Raw genomic sequence first — 23196 nt, forward strand, 5'->3', positions numbered from 1 at the left:
CACGGCGACCGCCGCCGTCCGGGCGCCCGGGGCAGCGCTTGCCGAGAAGGATCATCACATGCGGATACTGATCGTCACCGCCGGTTCGCGTGGGGACGTCGCACCGTTCACGGGCCTGGGGCAGCGTCTGCTGGACGCCGGGCATCAAGCCGCCGTAGCCGCGCACCTGCCCTTCGCAGGACTCGTAGCCGAGTGCGGCCTCGACCACCGACTTCTGCCGGGGGATCCGCAGGAGTTGATCCGCGCCCGCGCTCTGGCGACGTCACCGGAGGAGGCGCGGGCGGTGACCTCGGCGTTCTTGGACCGGCTGGCAGATGGGGTGGTGGCGGCCGTGGCGGAGGGCACCGACCTGGTGCTCACCGCGTTCGGCCCCGCATCACTCAGCCAGGCTGCCGGGGAGGCGTTTGCCATCCCCGTCGTCGGTACCTATCTCGCGCCGGCCGTTGCCACGAGGGAATTCCCGCTGCCCGGCGTGCCGGGCGCCGACGACTTGGGGCCGGACGTCAACCTCGCCACGGGCCGGGCGTTGCTGGCGCAGGCCGGAACGCTCCAGGAAGGGGTCCTGACGAGGCTGCGCACCCGGCTCGGGCTGCCCGTCGCCGAGGGGCCGTCGGGGGCAGGAAAGATCCGGCAGGTCCTCCACGGCTTCAGCCCACGGGTGGTACCGCGCCCGGCGGACTGGCCGTCCGAGGTCGACGTGACGGGTTACTGGTGGCCTGCCCGGCCGCGAGGTTGGCGGCCGCCGGCCGAACTGGTCGACTTCCTCCAAGCCGGTCCGCCCCCGGTGTTCATCGGGTTCGGCAGCATGGCACCGGGCCAGGGGGAACGCTTGGGCGAGCTGGTGGCGGCGGCAGTGGCTCGGGCGGGGGTGCGCGCGGTGGTGCAGGCGGGGTGGGCCGGCCTGAGCGCGGTCGGCGATGACGTCCTGGCGATCGGTGACCTCCCGCACGACTGGTTGTTCCCTCGCACGGCCGCCGTCGTCCACCACGCCGGGGCGGGCACCACAGCGGCCGGACTGCGCGCCGGGGTGCCCGCCGTGCCGGTACCTGCCATGGCCGACCAGCCGTTCTGGGCAGCCCGGCTGCACCGGCTCGGAGTCGCCCCGCGACCGCTGCCGTTCCACGAGCTCACCGCCGAAGCCCTCGCCGGGGCGATCACAGCCTGCATGGCCGATCCGGCCCACCGGCAACGAGCGGTCGAACTCGCGCGCCGTATCGCCACGGAGGACGGCACCGCCGCGGTGCTGGCCCGCATCGGCGTCGCGTCCGACGGATGAAACCGAGAACGCCCTCACAGGCATCCCCATCGCCCGCCGCGGAGTACTGCACGGCTCCGGCCCCGGAGTTCACCGATGGTCGTCGAGGGCTCGATCGCCAGGTTCCACGGCTTCCGCGTCTCCGCATCCGCCGAGAGCGACACGACGACATCCGCGAAGTCTCCTCGGCCGTACCACCTGCCTCATCACCCACCACCACGTCCAACGCCTTTGCCAGGGCCTCTCATAGGCGGATCAGCCTTCTTGCATTCCACCGGCATCGACCGTTTGGCAATGTCTCCAGCGACAATCCACCGAGAAAGAGAAGGCTGAACGGGATGGCCGCTGAATGGCGGAACGCCTGACTCTGACCGGGCCGGTCGATAGGCAACCCGCACCTCGCTCCCTACCCTGTGAGCGAATCGGCGAGGCCAGAATGGGGCAGGCCGCCTTTTCTGACTCGCGCCGGGAATTCCATGCAGTGGACATCACCATCGGAGAGCACGCATGAATGACGACAAGACTTCGAACGACCTGCCTCGGCGTCGGTTCGTGGCGTTCTCCGGCCTTATCGGTGCGGCGACGCTCCTGACCGGCGTGGAAGCGGCGGCCGGACGCACCGCTTCGGCAGCCTCCCCGATGCACGCGGACCCCGCCCCCGACACGTGCCCCACTCCACCTCCCGGCGGCACCCCGACCTGCCCCCCTGCTCAGCTCCAGCCCCTCTGCGGAAGCCCTTCCGACAACGATCCGCTGTGGCGGGACGTCCAGTACTGCACGCAGGGCAAACCCCTGCCCCCCGGGCAGTTCCCTCCCGACTGCCTGAAGGTGACCTCGGACTACGTCGTACTGCACGGCAGGCCGTCGAGCCAGCACAACTTTCTCCTGACCCCCAGTTGCAGGATCACCGGTATCGAATGCCCGTTCATCGAGACCTCTGGCGCGCCGAATTACTGGAACGACGCATGGGAGAACGCCCGGAGCGGAGGGAGCGTCCCCGTGCAGTATCCCAATATCGGCTTGGGGATCAACTCGCAGAGCGCCCGGTTCCTCGACCAGTTGCACATTCACATGGCCGGCGTCCGGGCGAGCACGCAACGGCGGCTGCAGCAACTGGAGATGACGGGACGCATGGCCACCAACCCCGCGCAATGGGCCGCCGTGAAGTACCAGGTACCGGTCACGGGCTCGGACGGGACGGGGGACCGTACGTACCGGGCCCTCAGGCTGCCCAGTCTCGGGGTGAATCTCTTCGCGCAGTTGCAACAGTACGTGGTGAAGCCGAACGGGCTGAGCATGGCGAACCAGACACTGATCGTGGTGCCGAAGATGACGGCTACGGGATTCGCCGGGGCTTTCTACGTCCTCAACAGCGACTCTTCGCTCCACGACGGCACGAATACATGTGACCACCTGCTCGTGTACAGCTGAGCCCTCTGCCGGTTCCCGCCGATGAGCGTGACGGCGAGCGGGGTCCCTTGGCGGTCGACGATCAGGTGATGCTCGGAGCCGGGGCGGCGCGGTCGGCGGGTGAGGGGCCGCCCGCTCCCACAGATCGTCAGGAACAAGATCAGCACGCACTCCGGACGCCCTGCCGACCAAGATCATCGAGCACGAGACCCGCAGCTGAACTCGTTCCGAAACGATCAGGTAAAGCGGCTCCGGTTCAGGTTGGGTGATCCGTGCACTGTGAATGACGGCTGCACTCCCGGTGTGTCGCGTCCGGCGCTCATCCGGCGCGGGCCACGAGCAGCGGCTGGAAGAAGCCTGTCTCCTGGGGCAGTCGCCACCCGACGTCGACAAACCCGGCCTCGGCTGCGAGGGCGGCCAGCCGGTCCCGGCCAAGCGCCCAGTAGGTGGTCCGGCGGACCTGGACTCGCCATTCTCCCCCTGCCGGGATGAGCTGGAAGTGTTCCAAGTCGTAGTGTTCGCCGTCGTCGTGCCAGTGCCAGAGCTGGAAGGTGACCGTTCGCTCGTCGCCGGCGCCGCCGGTGTTCCGGTGGACCTGTGGCGGCGTGGAAGCAGGGCGGTCGCGCAGCAGGTCGTCGTAGGAGCGCGTGCTCACCAGCAGGCGACCGGCAGGACACAGTACGCGGCGCATCTCGGCGAGAGCGGCGTGCACATCCTGCTCCGTCAGCAGGTGAGGCAGTGAGTTGTCGGCGCAGACGACGGCGTCGAACCGGCCGTCGGGGAACGGGAGGCGTCGCATGTCGGCGGCGGCCGTGCGCAGACTCAGGTTCCGCCGGCCGGCCTCACGGGCAGCGCGGGCGGCGGCGCGGGGACTGAGGTCGGTCCCGGTGACGCGGTGCCCGCGCAGCGCCAGGCCGATGGCCTGCGTGCCGATGCCGCAGGAGCAGTCGAGCACCGTAGCGCGATCCGGGCCGATCAGGACATCCAGAGCCTCCCCCTGCCGGCGGACGCTTGTGTCCCAGTCCGAGTAGATCAGGTGGTAGTCGTCAGCGAGATCGTCGTAGAAGTGCGCCACAGGCATCTCAGGCATGGCCCGAGACTACTGATGCGCCGGAGACGATGATCACCACTGTGCTCGATGGACATGGGGCTCTGTGCCCAAGGGAGAAGGAGGCGCGGACGTGGACGGGCCAGGGGGCATGCGGGGGCGACGGTGGCTGTCACACGCGGGGGCCGGGCGGTGTCTTCATGCCTAACAGCCCCACAAGGGGCGCATATCGAGGAGAGAACAGCATGACGCTGCGTCTGCCGAAGACCGAGCTCCCCGCCGACCTCAAGGAGAACATGATCAAGCAGTTGGGCGTCGTGCCCGAGAATGTCGAGGTGCTGTGGCACAGCCCCCGAGCGGCCCAGGACAACCTGGAGTTCGGAGCCAAGGTGGGGGCGTGGGATGCGGTCGCCCCGGGCCTGAAATCGTTCGCGCACATGGCCGTCGCTTCGCAGGTCGGCTGCAGTTGGTGCCTGGACGTCGGCTATTTCCAGGCACAGAACGAGAAGCTGGACCTGGCCAGGGCGAGCCAGGTGCCGCGGTGGCGGGAGGCGGACGTGTTCACTGCGCTGGAGCGCGACGTCATGGGGTACGCCGAGGCGATGACCAACACTCCGCCGACGGTCACCGACGAGCAGTACGCCGCCCTTCTTGAGCGGCTCGGGCTGCCGGCCATGGTGGAGCTCACCGCGTTCATCGCCTACGTCAACCTGGCGACCAGGGCCAACGTGGCGAACGGGGTCACCTCGCAGGGCTTCTCCGACGCCTGCGAGATCCCGCTGGCCAACCGCCCGGCGACGTCCCGCGTCGGGTCCACGGCATGACCGTGGACCCGTGCGTCGCCCACCGCAGCCTGCTGTTCACCGTCGCCTACGAGATGCTCGGCTCCGCGGCCGACGCGGAGGACGTACTGCAGGAGACCTGGCTGAGGTGGGCCGAAGTCGACCGGTCGCAGGTCCAGGACCCGCGGGCGTACCTCGTCCGGGCCGTCACCCGGCAGGCGCTCAACCGCATACGCACACTCTCCCGCCGCCGCGAGGACTATGTGGGCGAGTGGCTGCCGGAGCCCCTGCTGACCCACCCCGACGTCGCCGACGACGTTGAACTCGCGGAAAGCGTCTCCATCGCGATGCTGACCGTCCTGGAAACGCTCGGCCCCACCGAGCGGGCCGTGTTCGTGCTCCGCGAAGTCTTCGACGTCCCGTACGAGGAGGTCGCCGAGGCCGTGGGCAAGACCCCTGCCGCGGTTCGGCAGATCGCCCGGCGGGCCCGGAGCCACATCGCCGCTCGGCAGTCACGCGTCAGCGTGAGCCGGTCGGAGCACAAGGCCGTGGTGGCCCGGTTCGTCACCGCGCTGCACACCGGGCGCATCCAGGACCTGATGGAGATCATGGCGCCGGACGTGGTCCTCATCGCGGACGGCGGCGGGCTGTCCGGCGCCGCACTGGCCCCCATCCACGGGGCCGACCTCGTGGCGACGATGCTCGCCGGCACCGACCGGACCGCCTCGGAGACCACGGCGGTGTGGCTCAACGGCGCCTCGGCGATCCGGATCGAATCCGACAGCGGGCGGGCCGCGGTCAGTCTCGTGGTCGAGAACGGGCGCATCACCCGGATCTACGCGACGTCCAACCCGGAGAAGCTGACGCGACTCGATGAACCGGCCGACCTCACCAGGTAGACCGTGGCGCGGGTGTTGCGGGCATGGCGTACCCGGAACACCCGCGCCGGCTCCGTTGTCCTCCGGGACGCTGCCGATGTCCCGCACCCCACTTGTCACTTGGTTCGCCGTTCGTCAACGGCTCGCTCGCCATCGGTGCCGGAATGCCTGACCGGATCCCGTGGCGGGCGGACTACGTCGAGCCGGTCCGCTTCCTGCTGTCGCCCGCCGCGTCCTTCATCACTGGCCAGACCCTCGTCATCGACGGCGGCTCAATCCGGCACTGACACCTCCCGGACACCCGAAGAAGTGTGCCGGGCACGGCTGCTTCCTGCGCTCGTCAGAATCGCGCTCGCGACAACCTCGAAGAGGCGGTCGGCACGTGGTGCGAGCGAGGGCTGGTCGCCGAGCCAAGCGAGCATGGCGATCAGCGCGAACAAATCGGCGCCATCGATATCGCTCCGCGCCATGCCCGCGGCCTGGGCCCGGGTGAGGAGCCGCGCACCGGCTGCGCGCAGGGTGACGCACGAAGCGTGGAGTGCGGATTCGGTGTCCTCGATGGCGGCTGCCATCAGCACGGTCACGCCCCGGTACTCGGTTGTCCAGGCGACGCAGTCGCGCAGCCACGAGACGAGAGCGTCCTCGGGCGAGTTCGACGTCTCGAACTCGCCTGCCCTTGTTGTCAGTTCGTCGAAGCTCGTGCGGAGCAGGGCATCGAGCAGCGCCTCGCGCGTCGGGAAGTGCCGCAGCAGCGTCGCGAGCCCGACATCGGCCCTGCGCGCGATGTCGCGCAGTGATACGTCGACGCCTTGCTCGGTGATGGCGGTGCCCGCTACTTCGAGCAGGTGGTCGCGGTTCTTCCTGGCATCGGCCCGCATCTGTCCCTCTTGACTATCCGGATCAGTGGTCCATATATTCGGATCAGTGGTTCACTTATGTGGACCGCTGATCCGAATAAGCCTACCCCGCAGCACGGACAGGAGAAGACGATGCCGACACGCACGATGAGGGCGATCCGGCTCCATGAGCACGGCGGCCCCGAGGTCCTGCGTTACGACGAGGTGCCGATTCCCGAGCCGGGGCCGGGCGAGGTGCTGGTTCGTGTGCACGCGGTCGGCGTCAATCCTCCGGACTGGTACCTGCGCGACGGGCTGACCAACCTGCCACCCGAGACGAGGCCGAAGTTCGACTTGCCGGTGATCCCGGGAACGGACCTGTCGGGCGTCGTCGAGGCTGTCGGCGCGGACGCGGACGGCCTCTCCGTCGGCGACGAGGTCTTCGGTCTTCTGCGCTTCCCCAGCTTCGACGGCCGCACATACGCCGAGTACGTGACCGCGCCCGCGTCGGACCTCGCACGCAAGCCGGCCGGCATTGATCATGTGCATGCTGCCGGGGTGCCCATGGCCGGGCTGACGGCGTGGCAGTTCCTGATCGAGCTCGGACACGATCACCCCTCGCCCTTCCAGGCGGCTCAGCATCGCCCGATGGCGCTCGACGCCGGCACGACGGCGCTCATCAACGGCGCCGCGGGCGGCGTGGGGCACTTCGCCGTACAGCTGGCGAAATGGAAGGGTGCACATGTCATCGCGGTGGCGTCGGGCGCGCATGAATCGTTCCTGCGCGAGCTGGGCGCCGACCGGTTCATCGACTACACCAAGAGGCGGCCCGAGGAACTCGTGCACGGCGTCGATCTCGTTCTCGACACCGTCGGTGGTCGCGAGAGCAGCCGCTTCCTGCGCACGCTCAGGCGCGGTGGCGCCCTGTACCCGGTGTTCTTCGGCGAATACGACGACGGAGAGACCGCGAAGCTGGGCGTCACGGTCTCGGGCACCCAGGTCCGCTCGAACGGCGCGCAACTCGCCGACCTGGGAGGCCTGCTCGACGCGGGCACGGTCCGCGTCGCGATCGACAGCACGTTCGCGCTCGCGGACGCCCGGGCAGCGCACGAACGCGCCGCCCGGGGACACATCCAGGGCAAGATCGTACTCACGGTCGCTCAGGAATGAGCCGTTCCCCTCCACACGTCCGGCGCCCGGCCGGGTTGGGCAGGGGCTGTTCAGCGGGCCTGCGTGGTGGTGTGGGAGGACGTAGCACTGTCGAACAGCTGGTCCATGTCGTGGGCGGCCAGGGCAAGGCTGGCGCAGCACACCATCATCAAGGCCGGGAACACCATGGCCAGACCTCGGCGGAAGGGTGTGGGCGCGGCGAGCAGGGCTCGTACGCGTTGGGGCACCGGTCCGCCGGTGGCCGCGAGTGCTGGTTGCGGGGTGCGCTTGGTGGCGAGCGCTGCCCGCGCGACAGCGCGGGCGACGAGGCCGCGGTCGGCTACGACGGTGCCCGCTTCTTCGTCGGCCCAGCGTTCCAGTGCGAACGCACCCGCTCGGGCAAGGGGGCGCAGGAGTGGGTTGACTGCTGCCGCGAGTTGGAGGACGAGCAGGAACAGATGGTGGCGGCGGTGGAGATGGGCGCGTTCGTGGGCCAGCAGGGCGCGCCGTTCATCGGGGGTGAGTGCTTGCAGCATGCCGGATGAGACCACGATCCGGCCCGGAGTTCCGGGCAGGGCGAAGGCCGTGGGCACAGGGTCTTCGAGCACGGCCAGGTCTCCGGCGGCGGGAAGGTCCCGGCAGTCGCGCCGGGTGTCGACAAGGACCCTCACCCGGCGCCAGGCCGTCACGGTCAGGGTGACCGCACAGATGAGTACACCCAGTGTGCAAGCGGCGGCGACAGGCCGGCTGATGGGGGTGTCGGTGGCGAGCAGGCGGGGAGACCAGCGCCCCTCCTCGGCCACCTCCGGGTCCTGGCCGACCAGGGTGAAACCCGCCATCGCCAGTACTGTCACCCACGCGCCGGCGGCTGTCACGGCGGCGGAGGCGAGCGTCCAGGCTGCCGTCCGTGGTGGCAGCCTCCGGGCGGCCCACGGCGCGGTCAGCGTGAGAATCAGGCTGACCAGCAGCGGTGTACACAGACTGATCCACACCGTCTAGTCCTCCGCTGGTCCGTGCAGCAGCTGCTCCAGCAGTTGCTCGTCCTCGGCCGGAAGCTCGGAGACGAACCGGGCGAGGACGGCAGCCCGGTCTCCACCACGGTCCAGCAGGTCGCGCATTCCTGCCGCGGTGTGCCCGGCCTTGTCCTGGACCGGTGAGTACAGGTAGCTGCGGCCGGAGCGCTCACGGGTCACCAGGCGTTTGTCGTGCAGCCTGGTCAGGATCGTCAGGACGGTCGTGTAAGCGGGGTCACCGGCCACCTGTTCACGTACCGTGCTCGCGCCCACCGGCCTTCCCGCCGCCCACAGGGCCGCCAGGACTTCGCTCTCCAGTTCGCCGGGCGCCCGTCGGCCTGCCCCCGCAGCGCCCTGCCCGCTCACGCTTCCCACCGTTGTTCACCACCCCTTGTCGTCGGCACCCCGCGACCCACCACCGGACCTGGTCGTCGGCCTCGGTCGTTGACTGACATGACGGAGTGCACGGAGCACTCAAGGTACTACACCCTGTAGAAAGGACCGCGCGGGTGCTCCCTGCTCCAGCGGGCTCGTACAGGTGTGATCGCGAAGCGGTCCGACCCTCAGACCGCCTTCTCGGCAGGTGTCGAGGATGCGGGGCAGCGCACCGAGGGTGTTGCGCCAGGATCCGGTGGCGGAGGTGCAGTCGGAGTCATGCAGCAGGATGGTGGCTCCGCCGCGCAGATCGCGGGCGACAGTGTCGTAGACGGAATCCGGTGTCGCCCGGGCACGCCAGTCCTCGCCCCAGGCGCTCCACAGGACCGGCGTCAGGCCGAGACGGCGGCATGCCAGGTATGTGCCGGTGGTCATGACGCCGTAGGGGGGCCGGAACAGACGGGGCAGGGTGCCGGTGAGGCCGCCGATCGTGTCGCGGGCACGGGCCAGATCGTCGTACGTGGCCCGGGGGCCCCGCAACAGCAGCGGGCGGTGGGCCCAGCCGTGGACCGCGATCTCGTGCCCGGCGCCGTGCATGGCTTTCACCAGCCGGGGTGAGCGCACCGCCATGGAGCCGAGCAGGAAGAACGTCGCGCACAACTCCCGGGTTTCCAGCAGACGCAGGAAATGCGGGGTGGAGAGGTGGTCGGGGCCGTCGTCGAAGGTGAGCGCGACGTGGCCGGATCGCCCTCGGCCGGAGAGGCGGGGCATGAGCCGGTTGCGCAGCGGCCCGAAGGTGGAGATGACCGGCGCGGCGTGCAGGGCGGCGAGCGCGGGCAGCGTCACGGCTCCGGCGCGCAGGAGGGTTCGGGCCGTGGTCATCGTTCGTGTCCGTCCAGGAATCGGGTGAGTGCGCCCAGGTGCGCCGGGGAGTCGCCGTATGCCTCGGCCATCGGGGCGCCGACGCCGAGCAGCACGGTGGCCGCGACCGCAGCGGTCACGACCGGGACTCCGAGGCGTACGCGTCGGCCGGGACGTCGGACCATGGAGCTCTCCGCCCTGTCCCGAAGGGGAACTGCGCCCTTCGCCACGGCGGCCACGGCTTGCACCGGGCCGTCGCCGGGGCGGAACAACTGCAGCCCCCGGGCGCGCTGTTGGTGGCCGAGGGAGCCGTGGAGCAGTTCGTCGAGTACCGGCTTGAGGGAGGCTGGATCCTGGATCCAGGTGGCGAGACCGGCCTCCTGGAGTGCGGCGGCGTTGGTCTGTCCGTGACCGGGTATGCAGCGGTAGCTCGCGACCGGCAGGCCGCTGGCGAATGCCTCCAGCGAGGTGAGGCCGCCCGCGTTCTGCACCAGGACGTCAGCGGCGGACATGAGGTCCGGCATGTCATCCACCCAGCCGTACACATGCTCGACACCGGCCTTGCGGAGGCGTTCGGCCAGGGCCTCGTTCCTGCCGCACACCACGACGGGCACCGCGGAACCGCTCTCCTGGATCTCGGCGGCCACCTGCTCCACAGGACCCACCCCCCAGGAACCGGCGACCAGCAGCGCGAGTGGGGACCGTTCGGGGAGAGCGAAGCGGACGCGTGCCGCACGCCGTTCCTCGACGGTGGCGGGGGTGAATCGGGCGGCAGCCACCGGGCCGGTCACCGTGACCCCGGCGGCACCCTGGACGTGAGCCTGTCCGGCCGGTATCGCGTGTACGGCGAGGTGTACGTCGACACCGGACGCGACCCACAGGGAGTGGACGGAGAAGTCGGTGAGGTAGGTGATGGCGGGCACCCCGAGAAGCCCTCGCGAGCGCATCGCGCCGAGCACTTGACCGGCTCCGGGGTAGGTCGAGACGACCGCGCGAGTATCGGGGGTGATGGCCCGCAGGGTACGGCGCTCCGCGCTACGGAACAGGGAGCGGACCAGGAGCCCCGGGCGCCCGGTGCGTTCGGTGGCGGCGTAGATCCGCTGATATCCCGTGGGCGCCCAGGTGAGCAGCCGGTGGTATCCGCCGGACAGCAGCCTCCCCAGCCGGGCGGGCAGCAGATCGAGGAAGTCATGCCGATCCACAAGAATCCCGGCGGCCTGGAGGCCTCGCGCCAGTTCGTCGGCCGCGCCGTCATGCCCCGCGCCCACACTCGCCGAAATGATCACGACCCGAGGGGCGGACGGCGTCCGCGGCCGGACGTCGGACGACGGCGGGGGAGCCCACGCCTTCGCAGGATTGCCACGGTGGGGCACAGCCGATCAGCCTCCATGCTGGAAAGGGCGCGAAAGGGAATTGCCTCGGTCGCATCGGCGAGCCGCGGTTAAAGGCGTGCGAGGACGGCGCCGCCCGGAACGGTCTGCTTGCTCGGGCCGGAGCGGGGGCCGCCGCCGAAACTACTACATGATGTAGAACTATGGGAACGTACATCGCGACGAGCCCCGAACCCCCGGCGGCAGCCGCAACCACACGTGTGCACATGTCGGCACAGGCGTCGACACGCGGCATGCACGCAGGAAACTACTACACGATGTAGAGGCGCGACGGAGGAGGCACCCCAGGGGGCCCGCCGGGCATTTCACAGCAGGCACCCCGGAATCCCCACTTCCAGCTATCGTCTACAGTCATGTAGACAATGGGTTCAGGTGTCAGGTGGAGTCACTCCGGTCCGGTCTGCTTCCCCTCGCACGATCCGGCGCCCGAGCACGCCTCTCGCCCCGCACCGGTCCCCACCTCATCCGCCGGCCGACGGCCCAGCCGCTCCATCGAGAACCGCAGAAAGGAGACCCGAGCCGTGCAGCAGCAGAGGATCCTGGTCGTCGAGGACGATCACGCCTTGCGGGACGTCCTGCGGCGCGGCCTGCGCGACGAGGGCTTCGAGACGGTCTCCGCACCTGACGGCGCGAGCGCCCTGCGGCTGGCGACAGCCGACATCGACGGGGTGGTGCTGGACGTGGGACTGCCCGATGCCGACGGACGGGATGTGTGCCAGGCACTGCGGGCGAACGGTTTCCTCTCCCCCGTCGTCTTCCTGACCGCCCATCACCGGCTCACCGACCGGCTGACCGGATTCTCGGCGGGCGGCGACGACTACCTGCCGAAACCGTTCCATCTCGCCGAGCTCGCCGCCAGGTTGCGGGCCGCACTCAAGCGGACCGGACCACCCTCCCCCACCGCGACGGGCGACCTGGTCCTGGACGCCGTCCGGCACTCGATGACGGTCCGGGGCACCTCAGCCGGGCTGACCCCGACGGAGTTCCGACTGCTGGCCGCACTCATGGCAGCGGCGGGGGCGATCGTCCGCAGGCGCGAGCTGATCAGGGCGGGCTGGCCGGAGGGCGCCCAGGTCAGTGACAACACCCTGGACCAGTACCTCACCCGGCTGCGCCGGAAGCTCCGCGACGCGGGCAGCGAGCTGACGATCAGCACCGCGCGCGGTGTCGGTCACCGCCTCTCATGACAGCCCGTCCGACCTGCTGGTGGCCACGCACCCTGCGCGGCCGGCTCTCCCTGGTCGCGGTGGCCACCGCCCTGTTGCTGATGGCGATCCTCACTGTCGTCTTCAATACGATCGTCCAGCAGCGCCTCCAGCACCAGGCCGACGACCATCTGCGCACCCGGGCCACCGCTGTCGCCACGACGGTCGACACGGTTGGCGGCTCCGTAAGAGTGCTGGAATCGCCGAACGACACACTGCTGGACGACAACGTGTGGATCTACGCGGGCGGGCTCCTGCTCGAACATCCGCCGAACAGCTCCGATGTGCAGCCCCTCACCCGCGCCGCAGACACCCTCGCCGGACACGGCGGGCAGGGCTGCACCACCCTGCACACCGGCAGAACGGTCCGGCTGTGTGCCGTGGCCGTCCCGACGACCGACGGCGCCGCACCTCGCGCAGTCGTGGTCACCGCACTGGACCTCGCGCCCTACCTCAGCTCCGCCGACACCATGCTCTTCGCGTCCATCGCACTGGACATCACCATGCTGGCCTGCACCTACGCCCTCACCCGACTGGCAGTGGGGCGGGCACTGCGCCCGGTGCACACCATGACGGACCAGGCCACCCGATGGAGTGCCGCCGACTCCGACGAACGCTTCCGCGGCAGAGCGGGTCCGACCGAACTCACCCAACTGGGCAGCTCGTTGGACGCGCTCCTGGACCGCATACGGGCGGTGCTGCGACACGAGCAGCAGCTGACCAAGGAGCTGTCGCACGAGCTGCGCAATCCACTGGCCAGGATCGTCGCCGAACTCGACTGGTTGCAGGCCCGTCCCCGTTCGGCGCAGGACACCCGCACCTGCCACCTGGCCGTCGCCGACGCCGCGCAGTCCATGCAGGCGATCTGCGAGACCCTGCTGGACGACGCGCGCGCGGGCGCTCGCAGCACACCCGGCACCGCCGTCGTGCTGCCGGTGCTGAACCGGCTGGCCGAGGGCCCGAATGGCCCCCGCACTCCGGGGCTCACCGTCGTGGGTGGAGACCCGGAAGTATCTGCCGGGGTCTCCCCCGCGTTGCTCGAACGCATCGTCGGCCCGCTCCTCGACAACGGTCTGCGCCATGCCGAATCGGGCGTCAGCCTGCACGCTTCCCGCCTGCCGGACGGCGTACGGATCGAGGTCACCGATGACGGGCCCGGCGTGCCGGAGCCGTTCGTGCCGTACCTGTTCCACCCCGGGCGGCGCGCTGCCCCCGACGACGAGCACACCGGAGCGGGCCTCGGCCTGTCGCTCGCGCGACGCCTGGCCCGCTCCGCGGGTGGTGATGTGCGTTACGACGAACTGCACACCACCGGTGCACGGTTCGTGGTCAGTCTGCCGACCGGATGAGCTCCCTGGGCTCCGTCGCATCCCGTCGCGCGACGGTCAGATACACGACCAGTCCCAGGATCACCGCCAGGAACAACACACTGGTCACCACGGTTCCCAGGCCGAGCCCGCCGTCGCCGGTCGGCTGCGAGAGGTAGTCACCCATGGATGCTCCCAGCGGGCGCGTGAGCACATAGGCGATCCAGAAACTCCATACGGCGTTCAGGCCCATCGCGAAGTGCGCCACCCCGATCGCGGCGATGGCCAGCGCGAACAGCACCGCGGACACCCAGTAGCCCAGGGCCAGTTGCTCGGCGACGAGGTCACCGGCGGCCGTGCCCAGCGCGAAGGTGAACAGCACAGCAAGCCAGTAGTAGACCTCCCGGCTCACCGTGTCGATGTTGTGGATGGAGAGCGTCCGCTCGGCCCTGAACCAGGCGACGAACACCACCGCGAGCACCACGGCGAACACAGCGGTGGTGTCCTGCAGCGGCACTCCCACGTTGTCGGTCAGATTGTCGCTGATCAGGGTTCCGACCACACTGATCAGCACCACAGCCAGCCAGTAGATCCCCGGCCGGTAGGCGGTGCAGCGAAACTGCACGACCAGGGCCACCACCAGCAACACACTCATCACGAGCGAGGTACCGGTCAGCCCCAGCCCCAGCTGGGAATTGAGATAGTCGGCCCCGGTCTCGCCGACCGTCGTGCAGAGCACTTTGATCACCCAGAAGTAGACGGTGACCTCGGGAACCTTGTTCCAGCGCAGACCGTGACCACGAGCTGCGCCGGGCCTGCTGTACGTATCGGATGTCATGACGCCAGACCGTGCCATCAGGAACCTGAACACATCCTGAGCGCTGCGCCCTGGCCCTCATATGCCGGGCGTCATAGCGCAGGAGCCGTGCCCCGAAGATTGCGGTTCAACAGCTCGATGGACTGAACGACACCGATGCCGTGCTCGTCCTCGGCGGCAGGCAGTCGCCCGTCCGCGGCCCGGAGGCCGGCCAGCGCTCTGTCCATCGCCTCGTGCGCGGCGAACAGGCAGGGCGTGCTGTAGATCGCCACGTCGACACCGACTTCGCCCAGCTCGGGCAGGGAAAGCCGCGGGGAGCGGCCTCCCGCGATCTGGTTGAACAGCAGGGGTTTGTCGCCGATGCTTTCCCGGATGCGCCGGATCGCCGCAACATCGCGCACCCCGTCGACCAGCACCACGTCCGCGTCGGTGGCCGCCAGCGCCTTGGCCCGCCTCAGGATCTCGTCCTCGTCGGTGGCATCCGTCCGCGCCACCACCAGCAAATCGGTCCGGCAGGCCAGCACACGCTCCAGCTTGTCGAGGTACTCGTCGAGCGGCAGGATCTGCTTCCCGGCCACGTGTCCGCACCGGCGGGGGCGCTTCTGGTCCTCCAGGATCACACCCGATGCGCCGACACGCTCCAGACGCCGCACGACGTGGCAGGCCACTTCCGGATCGCCGTAGCCGTCATCGACATCCACCAGCAGATGATGGGCCGGAAAGGCTCCGCGGAGCCGCTCCACGAAGGCCAGCATGTCCGGCCAGGCGATGAACCCGATGTCCGGCAGCCCGTAGTGAGATGCCGCGAAGCCGAAGCCCGACACGAACATCCCGTCGTAGTGCGAGGCCGCGATCGAGGCCGAGTACATGTCGTACACGCCGATCAAGGGCGTCGTTCCCGCCGCACCGATCGCATCGCGCAGCGCGTTTCCGTGACGCATCAATCCATCTCCCTTACCGGAGGTCGCCCAGTTCCGCGCTGTCCAACAACGCCCGTCCCACACGGGTCACGCCGGGGACGAACGTGTTCAGACTGCGTTCAGGAAGGCGCGGGCGAGACCGGCCCGACCGGACCGGTCCTCCGGGCACCGCACCACGCGGTCCACCGCGCCGTACATCGGCTTGTGCTCCGGTGTCCCGCTCGCACCCGACACCCGCTGGTTGTCCTCCACACTCCCCCGCCTGACGACTATGCTGATAAAAATCCAGGACCAACAACTAGCGGCACCTTGCCCGACCAGGGAAAAGACAGCTCAGCGGCCTACCCGCCTGCGTCACTGGAGGACACCAATGAACATGCTGATCAATGTCCCGGAAACGGTGGTCGCGGACGCCCTGCGAGGCATGGCGGCCGCGCATCCGGAGCTGTCCGTCGATGTCGAGAACCGGGTGGTCGTACGGGGCGACGCACCCGTGGCCGGGAAGGTCGCGCTGGTCTCGGGCGGCGGGTCGGGGCACGAGCCGCTGCACGGCGGGTTCGTCGGGCGCGGGATGCTCTCCGCCGCCTGCCCCGGCGAGGTGTTCACCTCTCCGGTGCCCGATCAGATGGTGCGGGCCGCAGCAGCCGTCGACAGCGGTGAAGGCGTGCTGTTCATCGTGAAGAACTACACGGGCGACGTGCTCAACTTCGACATGGCGGCCGAGCTCGCGGAGGACGAAGGCGTACGGGTCGCCAAGGTGCTGGTCAACGATGACGTGGCGGTGAGCGACAGCACCTTCACCGCCGGCCGGCGCGGCACCGGGGCCACTCTCTTCGTGGAGAAACTGGCGGGGGCCGCGGCCGACGAGGGCGCGTCGCTGGAGCGGGTCGAGGCCGTCGCCCGGAAGGTATGTGCCAGTGCGCGGTCCTTCGGGGTGGCTCTGAGCGCCTGCAGTACGCCCGCCAAGGGCGGCCCCACCTTCGATCTTCCGTCCGGGCAGCTGGAGTTGGGCGTCGGGATCCACGGCGAGCCGGGGCGTGAGCGGCGCGCGATGATGACCTCGCGGGAGATCGCGGACTACGCGGTGGACGCCGTCCTGGAGGATCTGCGGCCGGACCTTCCGGTCATCGCTCTGGTGAACGGCGCCGGGGCGACTCCCCTGCTGGAGCTGTACGGCTTCAACGCCGAGGTGCACCGGGTACTGGCCGAGCGTGGCGTGACCGTCGCCCGTACCCTCGTGGGGAACTATGTGACCTCACTCGACATGGCAGGCTGCTCGGTGACGCTCTGCCAGGTGGACGAGGAGCTGCTGCGGTTGTGGGACGCGCCGGTGAGCACCGCCGCGCTGCGCTGGGGCTGCTGACCGTCCCGTGCACCGACTCACCAAGGAGGACCTGTGCTCGACGCCGAATTCTTCCGCCGCTGGATGGCCGGGACGGCCGCGGCCGTCGACAGGGAGGCGGACCGGCTGACCGAACTCGACTCGGCCATCGGCGACGCCGACCACGGCAGCAATCTGCGGCGCGGGTTCGCCGCCGTGCAGGACGCGCTGGAGAAGGAGGCCCCGCAGACTCCGGGCGCGATCCTCACTCTGGCCGGCCGGCAGCTCATCTCCACCGTCGGCGGGGCGTCCGGACCGCTGTACGGGACGCTGCTGCGCCGTACCGGCAAGACGCTCGGCGACTCCCCCTCCGTCGACCGGGAGCAGTTGTCCGCTGCGCTGAAGGCCGGGACCGAGGCGGTGGGCCGGCTCGGTGGCGCGGCCTCGGGCGACAAGACGATGCTGGATGCGCTGCTGCCCGCTGCCGACGCGCTCGGGGAGTCCTTCGCCGCGGCGGCGAAGGCGGCGGGTGACGGTGCTCTCGCGACCGTACCGATGCTGGCGCGCAAGGGCCGGGCGAGCTATCTCGGCGAGCGCAGCATCGGGCACCAGGATCCGGGGGCGACGTCTTCGGCACTGCTGTTCGGCGCCCTGGCTGAGGCCGCCGCATGAGCGCCCTGGTCGGGATCGTCCTGGTGTCCCACAGTGCGCCGGTCGCGGCGGCTGTTGCCGAGCTGGCGACCGGTCTGGCGGGCGGGGCGACAACCGCTCCGGTCGCCGCCGCGGGCGGAACTCCGGACGGCGGCCTCGGTACCAGTTCGGAGCTGATCTCGGCGGCAGCCGCGGCAGTGGACCGGGGTGCCGGTGTGGCGGTCCTCGTGGATCTCGGCAGCGCGGTACTGACCGTGAAGACGCTGCTGGCCGAGGGCGACGAACTCCCGGACGGCACAAGGCTGGTGGACGCGCCGTTCCTGGAGGGTTCGGTGGCGGCCATGGTCACCGCCTCTGCGGGGGGAGACCTGGACGCGGTGGAGGCCGCGGCCGTGGAGGCGTACGACTACCGCAAGGTGTGAGGGCATCCGGCTCTCCTGAACCGACAGATCCTGCACGTCAATGGCGGCGCCATGCTGAGCCGGTAGGGCAGTAGGGCATGTCCTCCGGAACGGGACGCCGAAGCCCCCGCACACAGAACTGCCGGCGCTCACACGGAGGCGCCGGCAGTCGTGGTGGTTCAGTTCTCGCTGCTGCGGCGCTTGCGTGCGGCGAACATGATGCCGCCACCGGCGAGGATGACCACGGCAGCCGCACCCGCGATGAGCGGCGTGGCGCTGGAGGAACCGGTCTCGGCCAGGTCCGACGGCGCACTGGCGCTCGGCGACGGCGCGGGGGCCGCCGCTGCCGGGCTGCTGGGCGCGGAGCTCGGGGACTTGCTCGGGGCGGGGGCCGCGGAGCTCGGGGCCCCCGTCGGGGTCTGCGTGACGGGCGGCGCCGTGGGGGGCGGCGTGGCGCAGACCGGTGCCGTCTTCGTGTCGTCCTTCGAGAACTGGTCCCCGTCGCCGGCCTTCACGACCAGGTGCACGGTGAGCGGCTTGGTGTGCTCACCCAGCGGCAGGGTCTTGTTGACCGACGAGCCGAACTTCTCCGTGGGGAGGATGTCCTTCCCGTCCACGCTGACGGTCACGGTGTTGGTGACGCCGGGGTTGTACGCCGTGAGGTCAAGGGTGACCTCGGAGCACGAAACGCTCCACGTCGGAGTGTGCGCCTGAGCCGGGACAGCACACAGACCGACGCCGACCACACTCGCCGCTGCGGCTATGAAAGCCCCCCGGAGCCGCCACGATCTATTGGAAACGGTCACAGAATCCTCCACACATGCTGCGCCGCCCGTTTGGCGGTGCGCGCGCAGGGTACCGCCCCCGCGCCACCGGTCGCACAGGCGCCCCGGGCTTCACTCCCGTAACCAATCACCGTGGATCACCGGTCAGTTGGCGTACGGGGTCCCGGCCCCTGTCGCCCTGGTGAATTCCGGGGGTCCGGTCCGGACGGATCGTCAAGCCCTCCCGGCACGCTCTCCTTTCAGTTCTCGAACACGCAACTCGGACACATATCCCTTTTCACTTCCATGCGTTCAGGCATGAATTCACCTTTACCCGGAGTGGTACATACCAAGGCCTTGACAGCGGGTTGGTTCACTTCTTAAATCTCGAAGTGAACCGCGCACCCCCCACCCCGGCCGCCGCGCTCCCCCGGGCGGCCTTGTTGCGCATGTCTGTCATATCCATGTCATACATGCCCGTTCAGTGCACCTGATCCGTGCACCGGAAGGGAGAACCATGGCCTCCACACGCCTGACCCGGCGGCTCCTCGTCGCCACCGCTTCAGCCCTGCTCCTCGCCCCGGTCGTCGCGTCCACCGCGAGCGCCGACAACCCCTCCTCCACCGCCGGCCGTCCGGCAGTGAAGGCGGCCGGCGGAGCCTTCTCCGACACCTTCGACGGTCCGGCGGGCTCCGCCGTCGACGGCAGCAAGTGGCAGACGGAGACCGGCGACAACGTCGACAACCACGAACGCGAGTACTACACCCCGGGCAACGCCAACGCCGCGCTCGACGGCCAGGGCCATCTGGTCATCACGGCACGCAAGGAGAATCCGAACAACTACCAGTGCTGGTACGGCTCGTGCGAGTACACATCGGCACGGCTGAACACCTCGGGCAAGTTCTCGGCCGCGTACGGCCATGTCGAGGCCCGGATGAAGATCCCCAAGGGGCAGGGCATGTGGCCCGCGTTCTGGATGCTGGGTGACGACATCGGACAGGTCGGCTGGCCCAACTCCGGTGAGATCGATGTGATGGAGAACGTCGGCTTCGAACCGTCGACCGTCCATGGCACCATCCACGGCCCGGGCTACTCCGGCTCGGCCGGCATCGGCGCCCCCTATTCACTCCCGGGCGGGCAGGCGTTCTCCGACGACTTCCACACGTTCGCCGTCGACTGGGCGCCCGACTCCATCAAGTGGTCCGTGGACGGGAACGTCTACCAGACCCGTACGCCCGCCGACGTGGGCGGAAACCAGTGGGTGTTCAACAAGCCCTTCTTCCTGATCCTCAACCTGGCCGTCGGCGGATACTGGCCGGGCGACCCGGACGGCAGCACCGCCTTCCCGCAGCAGCTGGTCGTCGACGACGTGCAGGTCACCACCAGCAACACCGCACCAGCGGCCGGGACAGCCCGGCAGCACTGAGACACGGCTGCGTTCGGACACGGCGGCACCAGCACACCAACAGCACGGCGACTTGCCCGCATTGAGACACCCGCGGGGGCGGATCCGCGAGACTGCGCGGGTCCGCCCCCGATCGGCTCGTCCGGCGCCGGCAGCGGCCCTGAGTTCCTCAGCCCGCCCCGGGACGAGGGTCGTTCGCGCTCCCGGCGGACCGCCCCCGCTCGCACCAGGCGACGGCCTCCTCACGGGACGGGAACCGCCGCCAGGGCGTCAGTCTCGCTCCGCCCGGCGCGCGCGGATCGACCACGACGGCCACCCGGTGTCCCTCCCCCTCCAGCCGGGCCAGCGCGGAGGCCACGACCGAGGCGCCCGAGGGTTCCACGCTGGTGACGTCGAGCAGGTCGAGCACCACCCAGCCGCCGGACTCCGGGACCACATCGGACAGCCCGTGCAGCAGCCGTTCGGCCGCGGTGAAGTCCAGGGCGCCCTGTGCGGCCACCAGCCCCGTCCGCGTCCCGTGGTCCGCCTCGGTGATGGTGGGGGCGGACAGCGTGGGGTGGCGCATCATATGCAGCCCGAACCGCTCGGACAGCTCCCGCAGCGCCTCGATACCGCGCACCGGAGTGCCGGTGGCGTCGAGGGGCGGACTGTGTACGGCGACCCCGAACCGGGCCGGGCTCACCGCGATGAGCCCGCCGGACACCCCGCTCTTCGCGGGCAGACCCACCCGCAGCAGCCACGCACCGGACGCGTCGTACATCCCGCAGGACGCCATCACCGCGAGGACCTGGCAGGCGACGGTCTCGGACACCACCGTCTCGCCGGTCACCGGGTTGACGCCCCCGTTGCCCAGGGTCGCCGCCATCACCGCGAGGTCGCCGGTGGTGACCCGTACCGCGCACTGTCTGAAGTAGGTGTCCACGACCGAGGGCGGACCGGGCAGTGCCCCGAGGCTGCTCATCAGATACGCGAGCGCGCGGTTGCGGTCACCGGTTTCCGCCTCGGAGGCGTGCACGGTCTCGTCGACGTCCAGCCGGCGGCCGGCGAAGCGGCTCAGACAGTCCAGGATGCGCTCGAAGCGCTCCGCGTCGGTGGGCCCCGGCACCAGGGCGGTGGTGGCGATGGCCCCCGCGTTGATCATCGCGTTGTCCGGCCGACCCGTGTCCGGCTCCAGGCTGATGGCGCTGAAACCCTCGCCGCTCGGCTCAGTACCCACCCACCGGGTCACCTCGTCGAGGCCGAGCAGCGAGAGGACGAGCGCGTACACGAACGGCTTCGACACCGACTGGATGGTGAACGGCAGTTCCGCGTCGCCCGCCCGGTACCGGTGTCCGTACATGCTCACCAGCGAGAGCCCGAAGGTGTCCGGGTCCGCGAGCGCCAGCTGCGGGATGTAGGTGGCGACCGCGCCGTCCCGCAGTGCGCCGAGCCGGTCGTGGAGCTCCGCAAGGGATTCCGTCACCACGTCGAGTACGGGGCTGTCCTTCGCCATTCGTCATGCTAATCACGGATGTGGGCGGGCCGCGTCCGGATGCAGCCGTGCGGCGGCTGGTGGATCGTGAAGGGGCACCAGCACCAGAAAGGGAGTCATGGAAACCAACGCTCTGACGCCTGCGGTCCTGCAGAGCCTGCGCAAGAAGCAGCCCCGTCCGGTGGTGTCCGTGAGTATGCCGACGCACCGGCGCGAGCCGGACAACGCCCAGGACGCGGTACGGCTGCGCAATCTCGTGACCGAGGCGGGCCACCGGATCGACACCTGGACCGACGACTCCGGCGAACCACTGCCGAGGGAGGTGCGGGCCGGGCTCAGGGCCCAGCTCGACCGGGCGCACGCGGACGTCGACCTGCGGTACTCCCTGGACGGGCTGGTGATCTTCGCGAGTGCCGACGCGTACCAGAGCTGGGTACTGCCGCGAGCGGTTCCGGAGCGCGTGGTGATCAGCGACAGCTATCTCACCAGGAACCTGGTCGCCGCGCGGGCCCGGGCCACCCCGTACTGGGTGCTCGTCGTGGCCGCGACCCGTGCCACGCTCTGGCACGGGTCGCAGGGGACGGTGCGCGAGCACACGGGCAACAGCTTCCCGGTCACCCCCGACGAGCTGCAGACCGATGTGCAGCGCGAGGAACGCATCGGCGACGTGGCCAGTACGTTCCAGGACGAGGAGACCCGGCGGTTCCTCCGTGACGTGGACAGCGCGCTCGCCGCGGTCCTCGCCGCGACCCCCCGCCCGCTCTACGTGGTGGGCCTGGCCCCCGCGCTGAGTCTCCTGGAGGACGTGGGGACCGCCACCCGGCACGCGGTGGCCAAGGTCCTCACCGGCGGGCTGGTGAACGGCCCGGCACCCGCGCTGTACAGGGAGCTGGAGCCGAGCCTGCGCGCATTCCGCGAGCAGACGGCCGAACGGACGGCGGACCGGCTGAACGCCGCGCGCGGCAGGCGGACCTTCGCCGCGGGCCTCGACGAGGTGTGGGAGTCGGTACGGGAGGGCCGCGTCGCCCTGGTGGCGGTCGAGGAGAACTTCCAGCGGACCGTACGGGTGAAGGAGGGCCACCTGATCCCGGTCGATCCGGAGGAAACGGGGGCGCCCGCTTCCAACGGCGAGGCCGTCCGTGAGGACATCGTCGACGAGCTCGTGGAGCTGGCCCTCGACACCGGGGCCGAGGTCGTCTTCCTCCCCGACGGGACGCTCGCCGACCACGACCGCATCGCGGCCGACCTGCGCTACTGACCGCGTGGCGGCGCTACTGACCGCGTGGCTGCGGTCCGCGCTACAGGCCCTGTCCGCGCTACTGGCCCGGCGGCCGGCCGCCTTCGGCCGCCGCCGGGTCACCGACGACGTGCACGGCGGCCTCCTCAGCGGATGACGCGCCGCCGTCGATGCCCACGTCCTCCGCGAGCATGTCCTTCTCGGCCTCCTCGTGCGCCCCTTCGTCCGGGGCGACCAGTCGGCCCGACCGGCCGTCGCCCACCTCATCGTCCAGCGGCTCCCCGTCGCTGTCGGACGTGTCGCCGATGCCGTCGCCGCCCGATGCGCGGAGCAGCGCCGGGTCGGGCACCTCCTCGGCCAGGCGCTGGTCCAGCGTCTCGCCCGCCTCCTGCTCACCCTGGGTGGTTCCCGCGTGGTAGACGCCCAGCGGCCGTTCCGGCGGGGACCAGCCCTCGTCGTACGGATCGGAGGCACGGCCGTTGAGTGTGTCCTCGCGGTCGAGAATGCCCGAGTCCTCGGTGACTTCACTGCCGTCCGGCTGGTAGACGTCGTCACCCCTGGCGTCGTCCGCTCCCATCGCCACGGTGTGCTCCTCCGTCCGTCCCTCGGTGCGTCCGTTCATGCCTCCGGGCCGCTCGCCCGGCAGGACCTGCCTTCCTTCCAGCGTGCTCGCATATCCGTGCCACGACAACGCCGCAG

General features: G+C 70.0%; 24 protein-coding genes and 1 pseudogene. 13 read left to right on the forward strand and 12 right to left on the reverse strand.

The window, feature by feature from the left end; all coding sequences use genetic code 11:
- Positions 1 to 58 precede the first annotated feature (58 nt).
- Together OHB13_RS02030 and OHB13_RS02035 are read left to right on the forward strand one after the other, a co-directional pair.
- On the forward strand, positions 59 to 1276 hold the full coding sequence (locus tag OHB13_RS02030) for a glycosyltransferase (RefSeq protein ID WP_266859894.1): 1218 nt from the start codon (positions 59 to 61) through the stop codon (positions 1274 to 1276).
- Between the two features lie 486 nt (positions 1277 to 1762).
- Positions 1763 to 2686, forward strand: a complete 924-nt coding sequence (locus OHB13_RS02035) for a CDP-diacylglycerol diphosphatase (RefSeq protein WP_328375114.1) — start codon at positions 1763 to 1765, stop codon at positions 2684 to 2686.
- 298 nt (positions 2687 to 2984) lie between these two features.
- On the opposite strand, the gene OHB13_RS02045 is transcribed toward OHB13_RS02035, so the two are convergent.
- Complete coding sequence (locus OHB13_RS02045; protein WP_328375115.1) at positions 2985 to 3755, reverse strand: class I SAM-dependent methyltransferase; 771 nt, start codon at positions 3753 to 3755, stop codon at positions 2985 to 2987.
- Between the two features lie 203 nt (positions 3756 to 3958).
- On the opposite strand from OHB13_RS02045, the gene OHB13_RS02050 reads away from it, so the two are divergent.
- The 3 genes from OHB13_RS02050 to OHB13_RS02060 all read left to right on the forward strand — a co-directional run bounded on the left by OHB13_RS02050 (position 3959) and on the right by OHB13_RS02060 (position 5660).
- Positions 3959 to 4537 carry a carboxymuconolactone decarboxylase family protein gene (locus OHB13_RS02050; protein ID WP_328375117.1) on the forward strand — a complete coding sequence of 193 codons (579 nt, stop codon included), beginning with the start codon at positions 3959 to 3961 and terminating at the stop codon, positions 4535 to 4537.
- Positions 4534 to 5394, forward strand: coding sequence for an RNA polymerase sigma-70 factor (locus tag OHB13_RS02055; RefSeq protein ID WP_328375119.1), 861 nt, complete (start codon positions 4534 to 4536; stop codon positions 5392 to 5394). Before OHB13_RS02050 ends, OHB13_RS02055 begins: the two co-directional genes overlap by 4 nt.
- Positions 5395 to 5486: 92 nt before the next feature.
- Positions 5487 to 5660: a hypothetical protein gene (locus OHB13_RS02060; RefSeq protein WP_328375121.1), complete on the forward strand. Its 174-nt coding sequence runs from the start codon at positions 5487 to 5489 to the stop codon at positions 5658 to 5660.
- Here OHB13_RS02060 and OHB13_RS02065 read toward each other — a convergent pair.
- On the reverse strand, positions 5646 to 6251 hold the full coding sequence (locus OHB13_RS02065) for a TetR/AcrR family transcriptional regulator (protein WP_328375122.1): 606 nt from the start codon (positions 6249 to 6251) through the stop codon (positions 5646 to 5648). The genes OHB13_RS02060 and OHB13_RS02065 overlap by 15 nt on opposite strands.
- Positions 6252 to 6362: 111 nt before the next feature.
- Here OHB13_RS02065 and OHB13_RS02070 point away from each other — a divergent pair, with 111 nt between their 5' ends.
- Positions 6363 to 7379, forward strand: coding sequence for an NADP-dependent oxidoreductase (locus OHB13_RS02070; RefSeq protein ID WP_328375124.1), 1017 nt, complete (start codon positions 6363 to 6365; stop codon positions 7377 to 7379).
- Between the two features lie 50 nt (positions 7380 to 7429).
- Here the strand turns inward: OHB13_RS02070 and OHB13_RS02075 are convergent, their stop codons facing one another.
- The 4 genes from OHB13_RS02075 to OHB13_RS02090 all read right to left on the reverse strand — a co-directional run bounded on the left by OHB13_RS02075 (position 7430) and on the right by OHB13_RS02090 (position 10893).
- Entirely contained in the window at positions 7430 to 8350 is a 921-nt protein-coding gene (locus OHB13_RS02075; RefSeq protein ID WP_328375126.1) for a M56 family metallopeptidase, read from the reverse strand.
- Between the two features lie 3 nt (positions 8351 to 8353).
- Complete coding sequence (locus tag OHB13_RS02080; protein WP_266859879.1) at positions 8354 to 8737, reverse strand: BlaI/MecI/CopY family transcriptional regulator; 384 nt, start codon at positions 8735 to 8737, stop codon at positions 8354 to 8356.
- Positions 8738 to 8845: 108 nt separating this feature from the next.
- Complete coding sequence (locus OHB13_RS02085) at positions 8846 to 9628, reverse strand: polysaccharide deacetylase family protein (protein WP_328375129.1); 783 nt, start codon at positions 9626 to 9628, stop codon at positions 8846 to 8848.
- Positions 9625 to 10893, reverse strand: a complete 1269-nt coding sequence (locus OHB13_RS02090; protein WP_328375131.1) for a glycosyltransferase — start codon at positions 10891 to 10893, stop codon at positions 9625 to 9627. The genes OHB13_RS02085 and OHB13_RS02090 overlap by 4 nt, the downstream gene beginning before the upstream one ends.
- A gap of 626 nt (positions 10894 to 11519) precedes the next feature.
- On the opposite strand from OHB13_RS02090, the gene OHB13_RS02095 reads away from it, so the two are divergent.
- Positions 11520 to 12185 (forward strand): response regulator transcription factor, encoded by a 666-nt coding sequence (locus OHB13_RS02095; protein ID WP_266859875.1) that lies wholly within the window; start codon positions 11520 to 11522, stop codon positions 12183 to 12185.
- On the forward strand, positions 12182 to 13552 hold the full coding sequence (locus tag OHB13_RS02100; protein WP_328375134.1) for a sensor histidine kinase: 1371 nt from the start codon (positions 12182 to 12184) through the stop codon (positions 13550 to 13552). The genes OHB13_RS02095 and OHB13_RS02100 overlap by 4 nt, the downstream gene beginning before the upstream one ends.
- Here OHB13_RS02100 and OHB13_RS02105 read toward each other — a convergent pair.
- The 3 genes from OHB13_RS02105 to OHB13_RS02115 all read right to left on the reverse strand — a co-directional run bounded on the left by OHB13_RS02105 (position 13533) and on the right by OHB13_RS02115 (position 15499).
- Positions 13533 to 14348 (reverse strand): COG4705 family protein, encoded by an 816-nt coding sequence (locus OHB13_RS02105; RefSeq protein ID WP_266859871.1) that lies wholly within the window; start codon positions 14346 to 14348, stop codon positions 13533 to 13535. The two genes, OHB13_RS02100 and OHB13_RS02105, sit on opposite strands and share 20 nt — an antisense overlap.
- Before the next feature lie 71 nt (positions 14349 to 14419).
- Positions 14420 to 15268, reverse strand: coding sequence for an isocitrate lyase/PEP mutase family protein (locus tag OHB13_RS02110; protein ID WP_328375137.1), 849 nt, complete (start codon positions 15266 to 15268; stop codon positions 14420 to 14422).
- Positions 15269 to 15355: 87 nt separating this feature from the next.
- A complete protein-coding gene (locus OHB13_RS02115; protein WP_328375138.1) occupies positions 15356 to 15499 on the reverse strand; it encodes a hypothetical protein in 144 nt (47 codons plus the stop codon).
- Positions 15500 to 15617: 118 nt separating this feature from the next.
- Between OHB13_RS02115 and dhaK the strand changes: the two genes are divergently transcribed.
- Genes dhaK through OHB13_RS02130 form a run of 3 tightly spaced genes read left to right on the forward strand, consistent with a single transcriptional unit; the run spans position 15618 to position 17641 of the window.
- The gene (gene dhaK / locus OHB13_RS02120; RefSeq protein ID WP_328375140.1) at positions 15618 to 16610 is read left to right on the forward strand and encodes a dihydroxyacetone kinase subunit DhaK; all 993 of its coding nucleotides are present in this window, start codon (positions 15618 to 15620) and stop codon (positions 16608 to 16610) included.
- A gap of 33 nt (positions 16611 to 16643) precedes the next feature.
- Positions 16644 to 17240: a dihydroxyacetone kinase subunit DhaL gene (gene dhaL / locus OHB13_RS02125; protein ID WP_328375142.1), complete on the forward strand. Its 597-nt coding sequence runs from the start codon at positions 16644 to 16646 to the stop codon at positions 17238 to 17240.
- Positions 17237 to 17641 (forward strand): PTS-dependent dihydroxyacetone kinase phosphotransferase subunit DhaM, encoded by a 405-nt coding sequence (locus OHB13_RS02130; protein WP_266859863.1) that lies wholly within the window; start codon positions 17237 to 17239, stop codon positions 17639 to 17641. Before dhaL ends, OHB13_RS02130 begins: the two co-directional genes overlap by 4 nt.
- Positions 17642 to 17799: 158 nt before the next feature.
- On the opposite strand, the gene OHB13_RS02135 is transcribed toward OHB13_RS02130, so the two are convergent.
- Positions 17800 to 18426 carry an LAETG motif-containing sortase-dependent surface protein gene (locus OHB13_RS02135; protein ID WP_266859861.1) on the reverse strand — a complete coding sequence of 209 codons (627 nt, stop codon included), beginning with the start codon at positions 18424 to 18426 and terminating at the stop codon, positions 17800 to 17802.
- A gap of 475 nt (positions 18427 to 18901) precedes the next feature.
- On the opposite strand from OHB13_RS02135, the pseudogene OHB13_RS02140 reads away from it, so the two are divergent.
- Positions 18902 to 19795, forward strand: a pseudogene (locus OHB13_RS02140) (glycoside hydrolase family 16 protein); the annotation flags it as partial.
- 163 nt (positions 19796 to 19958) lie between these two features.
- Here the strand turns inward: OHB13_RS02140 and glsA are convergent.
- The gene (gene glsA, locus OHB13_RS02145; RefSeq protein WP_328375143.1) at positions 19959 to 21281 is read right to left on the reverse strand and encodes a glutaminase A; all 1323 of its coding nucleotides are present in this window, start codon (positions 21279 to 21281) and stop codon (positions 19959 to 19961) included.
- Between the two features lie 97 nt (positions 21282 to 21378).
- Here glsA and OHB13_RS02150 point away from each other — a divergent pair, with 97 nt between their 5' ends.
- The gene (locus OHB13_RS02150; RefSeq protein WP_328375145.1) at positions 21379 to 22518 is read left to right on the forward strand and encodes a baeRF3 domain-containing protein; all 1140 of its coding nucleotides are present in this window, start codon (positions 21379 to 21381) and stop codon (positions 22516 to 22518) included.
- A gap of 58 nt (positions 22519 to 22576) precedes the next feature.
- Here the strand turns inward: OHB13_RS02150 and OHB13_RS02155 are convergent, their stop codons facing one another.
- Positions 22577 to 23074: a DUF5709 domain-containing protein gene (locus OHB13_RS02155; RefSeq protein WP_328380197.1), complete on the reverse strand. Its 498-nt coding sequence runs from the start codon at positions 23072 to 23074 to the stop codon at positions 22577 to 22579.
- Positions 23075 to 23196 lie beyond the last annotated feature (122 nt).

Origin of the sequence: Streptomyces sp. NBC_00440 (assembly GCF_036014215.1) — a bacterium.
Taxonomy (GTDB): Bacteria; Actinomycetota; Actinomycetes; order Streptomycetales; family Streptomycetaceae; genus Streptomyces.